We start from the raw sequence: 13,400 nt of genomic DNA, 5'->3' as shown, positions 1-13,400 counted from the left end.
CAGGGGAGCCGACGGCTGCGCGGTCAGAGCGCGAGGGTCAACTCGTCGAGATCGCCGGCCAGATCGCGGCCGCCGCGAGGCAGCATCGGGTGGAGCGTGAAGGTCACTCCCGTGCGGATGAGCATCCCCACGTACTGCACCGCACCCTTGCCGTAGACGAGCCAGCGCTCGCGGTCCACGTTGATGAGCCGGTACACGCCCCGGCGGCCGGCGAACTCCACCTCGGCGGTCTGCGCCTGCGGCAGGTCGATCATCGTCATGCTTCGATGCTGCCCCTGCCCGGTGGCCCGGGCATCGGTCCCGGGGTGGATCCTTCGGTACTCCTGGGGGAGTAGTCAGGCGGCGGTCGTCACGCGGTGGCGGCGGCCGAGGCGTCCTAGCGCTCCACGGGGTGCGCATCGCGCTGCTGCATGGCCGTGCCGCGCAGCAGCGTCCAGGTGTACAGCGCGTCGGCGACGATGTGCAGCGCCGTACCGACGAGCACGACCGTCAGCCCGATCCCGGACAGGACGGCGTTGTGCCGGTCGATGGCGGCGAACAGCAGGATGAGCGGCATCCCGACCATGAGGATCGCGGTGCGCACCCGCCCGATCCACCGCACCGGGATCGCGCGGTCGCGACTGCGCACGAACACGACGATGCCGAACACGAGGTCCGGCACCATGATCGCGATCAGCAGCCACCACGGCAGGTAGCCGCCGACGACCATGGCGACCGCGATGACGATCTGACTGAGCCGGTCGGCGATCGCGTCGAGCTTGCGGCCGAGTTCCGACACCTGGTGGAACCGCCGCGCGACGTACCCGTCGACCCAGTCGGTCGCGCCGAGCGCCGCCGCGGCGATGAGGGCCCCGAGCGGGGAGTCGAGCGGCAGCAGCAGGATCACGAACAGCGGCGCGAAGATCACCAGGCGCGCGAGCGAGATCACGTTCGGCGCCGTGACGATGCGGTCGCTGGCCGGGGTGATCACCCCCGTATCCTTCCGCACCCGATCGACCACCGCCGCCCCCGGTTCGTTCTTCCCCTGTTCACCGATCGGGTGTCTGATGTGGGTGTGACCTATTCGGGGGGTATGTCCGTGCCCAGATTCATCCGCTCTCTCACGGTCGGGGCCGCCGTCGGCGGGCTCGTCCTCGCCGGCGTCGCCGTGGCGGCGCCCGCGTCCGCCGCCGGCAGCACGTCCGTCGTCATCGACGAGGTCTACGGCGGCGGCGGCAACAGCGGCGCCACGCTCACCAACGACTTCATCGAGCTGAAGAACGTCGGCGCGAGCCCGGTCGACCTGTCGGGCTGGTCGGTCGAGTACCAGGCCGCCGCGACCGGCAGCTCGGGCGGGGCGACGGCGCTCACCGGGTCGATCGCCCCCGGGAAGACGTACCTGATCCAGGAGGCGAAGGGGTCCGGCGGCAGCACGGCGCTTCCGACCCCCGACGCGACCGGCACCCTCAACCTCGCCGGCACCGCCGGCATCGTGATCCTGCGGAACGGCGCGACGCAGATCGACCTCGTCGGCTACGGCGCGACCGCGAGCAGGTCCGAGACGAAGCCGGCGCCCGGCCTCGGCAACACGACGTCCGACTCCCGCGACGCCGCCGGGACCGACACCGACGACAACAGCAAGGACTTCACCGCCGGCGACCCGACCCCGACCGACCAGGCCGGTGACACCGTCGGCGGCACCACGCCGCCCGGAGGCGGCGGCACCCCGCCGACGCCCGGCGCCACCCGCATCCACGACATCCAGGGCGCCTCGTGGGTCTCGCCCCTGAACGGTCAGAAGGTCGAGAACGTCCCGGGCATCGTGACCGCGGTGCGCAGCTCCGGCTCGAGCCGCGGCTACTGGGTGCAGGACCCGACCCCGGACGCGGACCCCGCCACGAGCGAGGCGGTCTTCGTCTTCGGGAGCGCCACGGGCGTCGCCGTCGGCGACTCGGTGCTGTTCTCCGGCACGGTGAAGGACTACTACCCGCTGTCGAGCGGCGAGACGCGCGCCACGACGTCCAACCTCTCGACCACCGAGATCTCGAACGCGACCGTCTACGTCGTCTCGCACGGCAACGCGCTCCCCGCGCCGGTTCTCCTCACCCCGACGACGGTGCCGGACCTCTACGCGCCGGATCTCGGCGGCGGCAACATCGAGACCACCGGCATCCAGCCCGCCCGCTCGGCGCTGGACTTCTACGAGTCGATCGAGGGCATGCGCGCCGAGGTCGACGACGCCCGCGTCGTCGGGCCGTCGAACCAGTACGGCGAGAGCTACGTGACGACGAAGCCCGACCAGGCCGTGAGCATCCGCGGCGGCACCCTGCTGACGGGCGAGAACCGGACCCCGTCGGGGCGGCTCGAGGTCGTGCCGGTCGACGGCTCGAACCCCGAGGCGAACGTCGGCGACGTGTTCACCGGCCCGACGGTCGGGCCGATCGACTGGTCCACCTTCGGCGGCTACCTCATCGCCGCGACGCAGCTCGGCGACGTGGCCTCGCACGGTCTGACGCCGACCGTCGCGACCAAGCAGGCCGACGACCAGCTCTCGGTCGCCACCTACAACGTCGAGAATCTCGCCCCCGGCGACCCGGCGGACAAGTACACGCGCCTCGCGCAGGGCATCGTCACGAACCTCGCCGCGCCCGACGTCGTGACGGTCGAGGAGGTGCAGGACGACGACGGCGCCGCCGACTCCGGCACGGTCGCCGCCGACCAGACCCTCCAGAAGCTGACCGCGGCGATCGCGGCGGCGGGCGGGCCGTTCTACCAGTGGCGCGAGATCGACCCGGTGAACGACCAGGACGGCGGGCAGCCCGGCGGCAACATCCGCATCGTGTTCCTGTTCAACCCCGCGCGGGTCTCGTTCGTCGACTCCGGCTCGGCCGACGTCGACCGCTCGACCACCGGCACGACCGTCACGAAGGTCAAGGGCAAGCCCGCGCTGACGCTCTCGCCCGGGCGCATCGACCCGACGAGCGCGGCCTGGGACAGCAGCCGCAAGCCGCTCGTCGGCGAGTTCCGGTTCCGCGGGCAGGACGTCTTCGTGATCGGCAACCACTTCGACTCGAAGGGCGGCGACCAGAACGCCGACGGCCGGTTCCAGTACCCGCAGCGCTCCTCCGAGGTCCAGCGCCGGCAGCAGGCCACCGAGGTGAACGCGTTCGTGACGTCGCTGCTGAAGGCCGACAAGAAGGCGAAGGTCGTCGTCGCGGGAGACCTCAACGACTACCAGTTCAGCCCGGCGCTCGCGACGCTGACCGGCTCGGGCCGGAGCCGGATCCTCACCGACCTCATCACGACCCTGCCGCAGAACCAGCAGTACACCTACGTGTACAACGGCGTCTCGCAGGTGCTCGACCACATCCTCGTCACGGAGGGCGCCGGTCGCGTGCAGTACCAGGTCGTGCACCTCAACTCGGAGTTCGCGGACCAGGTGAGCGACCACGACCCGCAGCTCGTGCGCCTCACGGTCGCGCAGAAGCCGACCCTGCCGGTGTGCTCCCCCGACGCGCTCGCGGTGGGCTACAGCGACGCGCTGAACAAGGAGCAGGCCGGCGGGATCACGGTGGGCGGGCTCTCGTCGCTCGCCTACGACGCGCGGTCGCGGTCGTACGTCTCCGCGGTCGACAACAACGGCACCGACCCGTCGCGCATCTGGTTCATCGGCTCCCCCGCCCACCCGGGCGCGACGCGCGCGCCGCTCGTGCTGAAGAAGCCCGACGGCACCCCGTACACCGGGCAGACCGCCGACGACGAGGGCCTCGCGGTCCTGCCGAGCGGCGACTACCTGGTGAGCTCGGAGACCGAGCCGTCGATCCGGATCTTCGGGCGCGACGGCGTGCAGAAGGCGCAGCTGCCCGTGCCCGCGCGGTTCGCGGTGAGAGGGACGACGCCCGAGGGGCAGGCGACCTCGAACGCGACGCTCGAGGGGCTCACGATCTCGCCGGACGGGAGGACGATCATCGCGGCCATGGAGGGAGTCCTCTCGGGCGACACCTCGGCTGCTGCGGGCGGTGCGACGGACGCGACGATGCACCGCTTCCTCGTCTACACGGTCGACCGGACGGGCGCCTGGTCGCTCGTCAAGCAGATCGCGTACCGCGCGGAGGCCGGCCAGCGCATTCCCGAGGTCGCCGCGTACGGGAAGGACTCGCTCCTCGTCATGGAGGCGTCGTACAGCCCGGTGACCGGCAACGCGGTCTCGCTGTACGGCGTGACGAAGCTCTCGAAGGCCAAGGACGTCAGCGACGTCGCGGACCTCTCGACGTCACCCACGGACGCGGTCGCAAAGAAGCTCGTCGCGAACCTGCAGACCTGCCCGACCCTCGGAGCGACCCCGCTCGAGCCGCAGGCGAACCCGCTCCTCGACAACTTCGAGGGGATGGCGATCACCGGCAGCCTGAACGTGCTCGGCTTCCACGGCGCGGCGATCAGCCTGATCAGCGACGACAACTTCAGCCCCACGCAGCGCACGCGGGTGCTGAACCTCGTCGCGAAGCTCCCGTGACGCGTCCGCGGGTCGAGTAGTCGGCGGAGCCGACGTATCGAGAGCCTCCTTTGTGGAGGAGAGCACGGGACGGCACCGGCCCTGGCACTATGGCCCGGTGACCGATGATCTCGAGGGCGTCGTCGCTGCTCCGCCCGAGTTCGGGCTCCGCGCCCGGCTGCAGGCGGTTCTGCCCGGGTTGACGCCATCGATGGCGAAGCTCGCGATGTTCCTGCTCGAACATCCCGAGACCGCGGTCCACTCCTCGATCGCCGAGCTTGCCCGACTCGCGGGGGTCTCGAGCCCGACGGTCACCCGGTTCTGCCGCGTGATCGGATACGGCGGGTACGTCCAGCTGCGCGTCGGAGCGGCCGCAGACCTCGGCCGCTCTGTCGGCGAGAGCGGTTTCGCCCGCACGCCGGGGGCGATGGTCGACCCGTCGATGAGCGACCGAGAACTCCTGCGCACGTTCCTGTCGACCCACGTCAGCGCCCTGCAGGCGTCCGCCGATCTGGTGGATCTGCCGCGCTTCCGACGCGCGGCCGCCATGGTGGCGGAGAGCCGACACGTCGATGTCTACGGCGTCGGCGGATCGGCCTCGATCTCGGACGGGCTGGTCGACCGGCTGTATCAGATCGGCATCAATGCGCGGGCCTGGAGCGATCCGCAGCTGGGGATCATGAGCGCGTCGTGCTTGGACCCTCAGGCCGTCGCCATCGGGATCTCGAGCTCAGGGACGACCGCTGAGACCGTCGGGATGCTGGCGGTCGCGCGGTCCGCTGGGGCCCGAACGATCGCGATCACGAGTGACCCCGCGTCCGCGCTCGCGGCGCAGGCCGAGGTCGTCATCCGCACGGCGCCGCCGGACGACTACCTGGAGCTCGGGGCGATGACATCGTCGCACACCCAGGTCTTCGCGGCCGATCTGCTCTATGTCCTCACGTCCTGGCAGAACCCGGAACGATCCACCCGCTTCGCCGAGCGGACCTGGGCGGCGACGATCGGGCACCGAGACGCTCGGAAGCGCACCCGCAGCTGACCTCGCCGACTCTCGGGATCAGAGGGCCCGGCGGCGTCGGCGACGACGCGCGGAGACCAAGAGGAGTCCGCTCATCAGCATGATGGCCGACAGCGCCACGGAGCCCCATGACAGATCCGAGCCCGACGTCGCGAGGCGCCCACCCGTGGCCGCCGTGCTGGTGCCGGTCGAACCCGTGGCGGTGCCGGGCGCTGACGGTCCCCCGTCGCCGGGGCCCGTGCCGGTGCCGGTCGACGCTCCGCGCACCAGCTGGTACAGGACGCCCTCCGACGGATCGAGATGCCGGGTGAGATGCGATCCGGCGACCGCGGCCACGGCGGCCCGTGAGGGCGGCGTCGTTCGGAGGAGCTGGGAGGAGGCGGAGGTCGCGGTCAGATCGACCGGATCGCCGAGCGATCCGTCCGCACGACTCACCTCGCGCACCGCGGTGACCCCGTCCCCGACATCGAGCACGACGTCCTGCCCGGCTCCGAGTTCGTTGTTCACCACGAACAGGTAGTCGGTGCCGGTGGAGCGATCGACCAGGTGTGACACCACGAGGTCGCCGGCACTGCGCGGCTGCACGAAGTAGCCTGCCGGCACCGTCGGTTGCCCGTATGCGTTCCCGCTGAGGAAGACCTCCTTCGCGTCCAGCCTCATGAGCGTCGGTCCGAGTGCGTGGATCTCCGAATTGAGCTGCTGAACGGGTCCGTAAAGGTCGGTCTTCACCCCGTTCGGGTCGATGATCCCGTCGGTGAACTGCTCACTGCGATTCGTGGGCGTCCACCAGGCGAAGTAGGACAACTGCTTGTAGCCGTAGGCGAGCGCCATGTTCGCCTCGTAGCGGATCTCCTCGGCGTCCGGTCGGCGAAGCGCACCAGGGATGCCGATCGCCTGGAGGTAGGTGGCCGTCTTGATCCGATTCTGCAATCCGATCTCGCGCCCCGCATCGAGACCGGTGAAGAGCGACGTGAAGTCGGTCGATGAGGCTCCGAACGGGTACAGGTCGTACATCAGGTAGTCGGGCTCGTCGCCGGTCCGTTGGCCGGTCGCATCCAGCCAGCCCTGCATGGCGGCGCGGCTGCTGTCGACTCCGCCCAATGCCCCGTATGGGAGAAAATTGAGGTGCACGTAGTAGTCGGGAGCCGCCGTGCGGATGGCATTGAAGGCCGTCGCATACGCCGTCGCATTCGACGGTTCGTCGACGAGGAAGAACCCTCCCACGCCCGGCACGTCGGTGTAGCGCTGCGCCCACGCCGTCGCCTCCGCCGCCGTCATCGTGCCCGGGCTGACGGTATTGTCCTGCACGACGACCTTCATGCCGTACTTCGCGGCCAGGGCCGCCATCTTGAGGTTCTGCTCCGGTGCGGCGGTCTCGATCTGCGCGTTCTGCACGACGTCGATCCCGGCGTCGGCGAGATTGCGGTACTGCTCGTCAACGACATGGCCGATGGTGGGCGGCCAGAATGCCGTGATCTCGAAGCCGTCCCCGATGCGCTCGATGTGGTCCGCGACGGAGACGGGCACCGTGAGCCGCGTCGCACCCGTAGCCAGAACGATCGTCGCGGTGCCGGCAGCGACCCCGGTGATGGCACCGTCCGGGGCGACCGACGCGACCGCCGGGTCCGAGCTCGACACCGTGTAAGTACCGCTCGTGCCCGTCGCCTCGAACCAGGTGTCGTCCGTCGCCCCGGGCTGGAGCTCGAGTGCCGGCTTCACCTGGGTGACGCACTGACCGGCGACACCGAAAACCGCGAACTCCGAGAGCTGGACGAGATAGCCGTCGCCGCCATCGGGCCCGTTACGTGTGATGACGTGCATCCGCACGTAACGGGCGCTCGTGCCGGCGGGAGTGTCGAACGACTGCGGGGTCGTCTGCGCGCTCGGATTGCCGAGGCTCTCGCCGACGGTGCCCCACGTCGTCCCGTCGTCGGAGGTCTCGATGCGGTAGTCCCGGGGGAAGTCCTTCGAGCGGGGGAACACCACGACGCGGGCGAGGTCGGACGCGCATCGGAGGTCGACGGTCAAGGTGGCCTCCGTGGCGGGATCGCCGACTTTGGCATACGGGTCGGTGCTCCACCCGTCCGCGTTCCCGACGGTGCCGTTGACCGCGAAGGCCGCGCTCCAGGTCTCCCCCGGCTGCTCATAGCTCGACGACCCGCTCACGCGGGCACCGAGCGCGAGGTCCCGGGTGCCCGCCGGCTGGTAGTCGGCGAGAGGATCGGTGCCGGTGCCAGTTCCGCCGCCTCCGGGCGAGGTCCCGCCGCCGCTTCCTTCCGCGAACGCCGCGACCTCGGAGAGCTGCAGGATGCCACCCTCCCGGCTCTGCCGCTTGGTCACGTCGATCCGCACGCGGGATGCAGCGGCACCCTCCGTGAAGTCGATCACATCGGGCTTCGAGACGGTGGCCCCGGGGACGTCGGCGTGGGTGATGTCCTGGTGCGCGATCACCGCACCGGCGGCGTCGAGCAGCGACACGCTGTACTGCGTCGGGAAGTAGACGCCGTAGAAGCCCGCGTCTCCGCGCGGGAAGACGACCACGCGTTGAACGACCGCGGGTGCCGCGAGCTCGAGCTGGGCCCACCCGCCTGTCGCGACTCCCGTATCACCAGCCACCCAGAGGTTGAGGCCGGACGTGCCCGCATCGCCATCGACGAGCTTCGACGGCGGCCACTGCCCCTCGGAGCTGCTGGCCGTCGCAGTCGCCGATCGTGCGACGTCGACGGTATTCGCGGGCGCGTACGAGGTGACACTGGTCGGATCCTCCGGCCCGGAGGCGTATGCCGACGATCCGAGAATCACGGACGACGCCAATGCGGCGAGAACGACGGTGGTGAGAATCGACGTGCGGGTATGGACGCGCATGGTGCATCTCCCAGGTGACGACGCACCAGGCGCGGCGCGCAGTGCCGCCACCTTACATATTGTTTCTTTGCCCCGTCTATCCCCTGAAACAAAGTTTCACAGGCGTTGGGGTCTCACTTCTTCTTCTGCGACTTCTCCATCACGGGAGCCGTCCCCGCGGCCTTCTGCGCGGCGAACCACGCGCGCGCCTCCTCCTGACGCTCGCGCTCCGCACCGCTCGCGACGGGCGCCCGCAGGTGCTCCGGCTCGAAGGCGAACGCGTCGACGAGCTCCTGCGCGCGAGGGCGGAGCCGCGGCAGCAGCCGGTCGTCGATGTAGTCGGTGACGGCCTGCATGCGGGGGCCGGAGACGCGGCCGTGGATGAGGTACCAGGCGGCGTGCTTCTCGATGAGCCCGAGCCCGAACAGGTCGCGCAGCCAGGTCACGACCTTCTTCGTCTGCGGATCGGCGATCTTCGCGAGGCCGGCCGTGAAGGCCTCCCATTCGAGCAGCTCGGCATGCGCATAGGCCGCCTCGATGAGCTCGTTCTGGTTGGCGTTGAACAGCGCCGCCGCCTTCGCGGGCGAGAGCTTCGCGACGCCGCGCATGCGGCCGGCGATCTCGCCGACCATGGTCTCGACGCGGTCGGTGAGGAGGGCGCGCTGCGCGTCGGCGGAGCGGAGCCGTCCGATCGAGCGGGCCGTCGATCCCAGGTCGCCGATCCGCTGCCCGAACGCGCGCAGGCCCGAGCGGTTGATCGCCACCTCGCCGACCTGCGCGGCGACGAGCTTCGAGATGGCCGCCGCATCGGGCTTGGCGAAGCGGCGGGCGTAGTCGCTCAGCAGGCGCTTCGCGACGAGCTGGAGGAGCACGTTGTTGTCCCCCTCGAACGTCACGTAGATGTCGAGGTCGGCCCGCAGCTGCGCCACACGGTTCTCGGCGAGGAAGCCGTTGCCGCCCATCGCCTCCCGAGTCTCCTGAAGGATGTCGAGCGCCGTCCAGGTGGAGAACGGCTTGAGCGACGCGGCGAAGGTCTCGAGCTCCTGCCGGTCGGCGTCGGTGTCGTGCGCGCCGGAGAACACGTCGTGGAACTTGGCCAGCAGCTCCTCGTGCGCGAACGACATCGCGTACGTGGTCGCGATGCGCGGCAGCAAGCGACGCTGGTGGCGGCCGTAGTCGAGGAGGGTGACCTCCTCGCCCTCGGAGGTGTCGGAGAACTGGCGCCGCTGGTTCGCGTAGGTCACCGCGATCTGCAGCGCCATCTTGCTCGCCACCGTGGCGGAGCCGTCGAGCGAGACGCGGCCCTGCACGAGCGTGCCGATCATCGTGAAGAAGCGGCGCCCGGGGCTCGCGATCGGCGAGCTGTAGACGCCGTTCTCGTCGACGTCGCCGTAGCGGTTGAGCAGGTTGGTGCGCGGGACCCGGACGCCCGAGAAGTGCAGGCGGCCGTTGTCGATGCCGTTCAGGCCGCCCTTGAGGCCGTCGTCCTCGCCGCCGATGCCGGGCAGGAACTCCGCGCCGTCGCGCAGCGGCACGTAGAGCGCGTGGACGCCGTGGTTGACCCCCGCGACGATCAGCTGCGCGAACACGACGGCCGCCTTCGCGTCGATCGCGGCGTTGCCGATGTAGTCCTTCCACGCGGCGCGGAACGGGGTGTCGATGACGAACTCGTCGGCCTCGGGGTCGTAGGTCGCGGTCGTCGCGATCGAGGCGACGTCGGAGCCGTGCCCGGTCTCCGTCATCGCGAATGCGCCGGGCGTCGCGAGCGACATCGCGCCCGGCAGGAACGCGTCGTGGTGGCGCTCGGTGCCGAGGTGCATGATCGCGGCGCCGAACAGACCCCACTGCACGCCGGCCTTGATCTGGAGCGACGGGTCGCCGATGAGGAACTCCTCGAAGGAGGCGATGTTGCCGCCGTGGTCCTCCTCGCCGTCGAGGCGCTTCGGGAAGGCGCGGTGCACGGCCTTGTTCTCGACCAGCAGCTCGAGCTGGTGGAAGACGCGCTTGCGATGCTCCGGCATGGGGAGTCCCGGCTCGCGCTGGAACTCCGGCCGCTTCACGAGCTCGCGCGAGTGCCGCCGCGCCGCCGCCCAGCGCCCCATGAGCAGCTCGCCGAGCGCCGAGACGTCGATGCTGTCCGCGTTGCTGCCGGTCTCGACGCGATCCGCCACGTCCGTCATCACACACCTCCCGATGGTCTTCTCCGACGGTAAGCCGAGGCCCGCCGGCCGGCCGAAATCGTCGTCGGCAGCCACGAACGGCGGCGGGCGGCGGGTCCGAACGGGTTGGGGAACCCTACAAATGCCGGGGGCGGGCTTTATGGTCGCGCCATGAACGTCATGCTCATCTCCGGATTCTGGTGGGACGGCTCGCTCTGGCGCGAGGTCGAGCCGGCGCTGCGTGCGGCGGGGCACGAGGTGCGGACTCCGACGCTGCCGGGCCTCCGTGACGGCGACGATCCGTCCGCGGTCGGTATGCGGGAGTCGATCGACGCGGTGGTGGAGGAGGTCGACGCGGTCGACGCTCCCGTCGCGCTCGTCGGCCACTCCGGCGGCGGTCCCATCGCCTGGGCGGCGGCGGACGCGCGACCGGAGGCGGTCGCGCGCGTCGTGTTCGTCGACTCCTTCCCGCTGCCCGAGGGCGCCAACATCACCGACGAGTGGGAGCCCGCGGACGGAACGCTGCCGCTGCCAGCGTGGGAGGAGTTCCCGCCGAGCGATCTGCGCGACCTCGACGACGCGCTGCGGGCCGAGTTCCGCCGCCGGGCGCGACCCGAGCCGCTCGGCGTCGCCCGCGACCCGATGCACTACTCCGGCGACGCGGCCGTGCGGCGCGCGATCCCGGCCACCCTCATCGCGACCGGCTTCCCCGCCGACGACATCCGCGGCACGATCGCCGCCGGCCATCCGCTCGTCGCCGAGCTCGCGGAGCTGACCGCCGTCGACATCGTCGACCTCCCGACCGGGCACTGGCCCCAGCTCACGAAGCCGACCGAGCTCACCGAGCTGCTGCTCGCGATCCTCGGGCGCTGAGGCGGCTCGGCCGAGCTCGCGGCCCGGAGTGATCGTCGTGGGCGGGATCTATTGCGGTGCGCCGCCCGCCCGGATGATCTCCAGGAGAGCTCCCCGGAAGGCCGCGGTGTCGGCCGCGGAGGGGAAGAGATCGCGCTCGACGACCTGCGCTCGAGCGAGGGCGGCGTCGCCCTCGGGCGTGCGGGCGACGAGGATGCGGCGGCGATCGGTCGGATGCGGCTCGCGGCTGACGTAGCCGGCGCGCTCCAGCCGCTCCAGGGTGCGGGACATCGTCTGCGCCTCGACGCGAGCGGCCCGGGCGAGGTCGGCCTGAGCGAGTGGCCCGCCGTCGAGCAGGTGGAGCGCGACAAGGCCGGCGTGGGTGAGCCCCAGCCCATCGAGTGCGGCGTGCCAGCGGTTCTCGGTGGCGCGCGCGGCGGTCGCGAGGAGGCGACCGGTGGGCCAGGCGGCGAGAGGGTCATCCCCGAGATCCGCCGGCTGCGCCATCAGACCAGGGTAGTGCTAACGTTCGATTCATCAGCCGGCTGATGATCTAGAGGAGGATCCGGATGACGGACGCAGCGGCAGCCACACCCGATCGTCGGCGGTGGCTCGGCCTCGTCGTCGTGAGCGTGGCAGTCGCGCTCATCATCGTCGACTCCACGATCGTCAACGTCGCGATCCCCTCGGTCGTCCACGATCTGCACCTCGACTCCACCGCGGTGCAGTGGGTGCAGGAGTCGTACACCCTCGTGTTCGCGGCACTGCTGCTGGTGTTCGGGGCGCTCGCGGATCGGTTCGGGCGGCGGCGGCTCCTCATGATCGGGGTCGCGATCTTCGCGCTGTCGAGCGTCGGGGCGGCGCTCGCGCCGACGGGCGGCCTCCTCATCGCGACACGCTTCGTGCAGGGGGCGGGCGGCGCGATGATCCTGCCGACGACGCTCTCGATCCTCAACGCGACGTTCCGCGGGCGCGAGCGCGGGATCGCGTTCGCCGTGTGGGGCTCGACGATCGGCGGGATGGCGGCCATCGGGCCGATCCTGGGCGGCTGGCTGACCACCGACTTCTCGTGGCGCTGGGCCTTCGGCATCAACCTGCCGCTCGGGGCGCTGCTACTCGTCGGCGCGGCGCTGGTCGTGCAGCCGTCGCGCTCCCCGGGGCGCGCCGGCATCGACATCGTCGGCGGTCTCATCTCGGTGGTGCTGTTCACGGCGCTCGTCTACGGACTCATCGAAGGGCGGACGGTCGGCTGGTGGACCGTCGATCACCGTCCGCGCATCGGCGACTGGCGCTGGCCGCTCGACGTGTCGCCGATCCCGTTCGCGTTCGGGCTCGCCCTGCTCGCCCTCGTCGCATACGCGGCATGGGGATTCCATCGGCGTCGGGCCGGGCGCGACCCCATCATCGCGTTCGAGCTGTTCCGGATCGCGTCGTTCCGCAACGGCAACATCGCCGCGCTGATCGTCGCGCTCGGCGAGTTCGGCATCATCCTGTCGCTGCCGCTCTGGCTGCAGAACGTGCTCGGCTACGACGCGCTGCAGACCGGGCTCGTCCTGCTCGCGCTCGCGATCGGCTCGTTCCTCGCGTCGGGATTCGCGGCGACGGGCGGCGGCAGGCTGGGGCCGCTGCTCGTGGTCCGGATCGGCATCGCTGCGGAGATCGTGGGGCTCGTGATCGTCGGGCTCGTCATCGGGGTCGACACCCCATGGTGGGCGATCTGCGCGGGGCTCTTCGTCTACGGCTTCGGCGTCGGGCTCGCGACCGCGCAGCTGACCGGCGTCGTGCTCGCCGACGTGCCGGTCGAGCGGAGCGGGCAGGCGTCGGGCACGCAGTCGACCTCGCGGCAGGTCGGATCGGCGCTCGGGATCGCGATCCTCGGCACGATCCTCTTCGCGTCCCTCGGCGGCATCCTCGGCGCCCGGCTGCCGGACTCGATCCCGGCCGCACAGCGTGACGCGATCGTGAGCGCGGTGGTCGACAGCTCGGGCGGGGGGGGGACCGGCGGCGGGCGGCGGGGTGGGGGGGCCGCCGCCGCCCGGGCGCGGGGCCGGACACA

The 13,400-nt window shown here is 70.9% G+C and carries 9 protein-coding genes; 4 read left to right on the top strand and 5 right to left on the bottom strand.

What is annotated here, in order from left to right; translation table 11 throughout:
• Window positions 1-23: 23 nt before the first annotated feature.
• Window positions 24-260 carry a hypothetical protein gene (locus tag ACTHM3_RS01085; protein WP_440404237.1) on the bottom strand — a complete coding sequence of 79 codons (237 nt, stop codon included), beginning with the start codon at window positions 258-260 and terminating at the stop codon, window positions 24-26.
• Window positions 261-376: 116 nt separating this feature from the next.
• On the bottom strand, window positions 377-970 hold the full coding sequence (locus tag ACTHM3_RS01080) for a CDP-alcohol phosphatidyltransferase family protein (protein ID WP_440404236.1): 594 nt from the start codon (window positions 968-970) through the stop codon (window positions 377-379).
• 108 nt (window positions 971-1,078) lie between these two features.
• Here ACTHM3_RS01080 and ACTHM3_RS01075 point away from each other — a divergent pair, with 108 nt between their 5' ends.
• A complete protein-coding gene (locus tag ACTHM3_RS01075; RefSeq protein WP_440404235.1) occupies window positions 1,079-4,492 on the top strand; it encodes an esterase-like activity of phytase family protein in 3,414 nt (1,137 codons plus the stop codon).
• A gap of 97 nt (window positions 4,493-4,589) precedes the next feature.
• Window positions 4,590-5,510 carry a MurR/RpiR family transcriptional regulator gene (locus tag ACTHM3_RS01070; protein WP_440404234.1) on the top strand — a complete coding sequence of 307 codons (921 nt, stop codon included), beginning with the start codon at window positions 4,590-4,592 and terminating at the stop codon, window positions 5,508-5,510.
• 18 nt (window positions 5,511-5,528) lie between these two features.
• Here ACTHM3_RS01070 and ACTHM3_RS01065 read toward each other — a convergent pair whose 3' ends face one another.
• Window positions 5,529-8,354 (bottom strand): discoidin domain-containing protein, encoded by a 2,826-nt coding sequence (locus tag ACTHM3_RS01065; RefSeq protein ID WP_440404233.1) that lies wholly within the window; start codon window positions 8,352-8,354, stop codon window positions 5,529-5,531.
• A 113-nt stretch (window positions 8,355-8,467) separates the two neighbouring features.
• A complete protein-coding gene (locus ACTHM3_RS01060) occupies window positions 8,468-10,513 on the bottom strand; it encodes an acyl-CoA dehydrogenase family protein (RefSeq protein WP_440404232.1) in 2,046 nt (681 codons plus the stop codon).
• Window positions 10,514-10,663: 150 nt separating this feature from the next.
• Here ACTHM3_RS01060 and ACTHM3_RS01055 point away from each other — a divergent pair, with 150 nt between their 5' ends.
• Window positions 10,664-11,365 (top strand): alpha/beta fold hydrolase, encoded by a 702-nt coding sequence (locus ACTHM3_RS01055; protein WP_440404231.1) that lies wholly within the window; start codon window positions 10,664-10,666, stop codon window positions 11,363-11,365.
• Between the two features lie 48 nt (window positions 11,366-11,413).
• Here the strand turns inward: ACTHM3_RS01055 and ACTHM3_RS01050 are convergent, their stop codons facing one another.
• Entirely contained in the window at window positions 11,414-11,851 is a 438-nt protein-coding gene (locus ACTHM3_RS01050; RefSeq protein ID WP_440404230.1) for a MarR family winged helix-turn-helix transcriptional regulator, read from the bottom strand.
• A gap of 62 nt (window positions 11,852-11,913) precedes the next feature.
• On the opposite strand from ACTHM3_RS01050, the gene ACTHM3_RS01045 reads away from it, so the two are divergent.
• A partial coding sequence (locus ACTHM3_RS01045) for an MFS transporter (RefSeq protein ID WP_440404229.1) occupies window positions 11,914-13,400 on the top strand: 1,487 nt, incomplete at its 3' end.

It is taken from the genome of Pseudolysinimonas sp., from assembly GCF_051954455.1.
GTDB lineage: Bacteria > Actinomycetota > Actinomycetes > Actinomycetales > Microbacteriaceae > Pseudolysinimonas.
The sequence above is the reverse complement of the archived record's forward strand: the minus strand, read 5'-3'. Positions and strand labels throughout refer to the sequence as shown.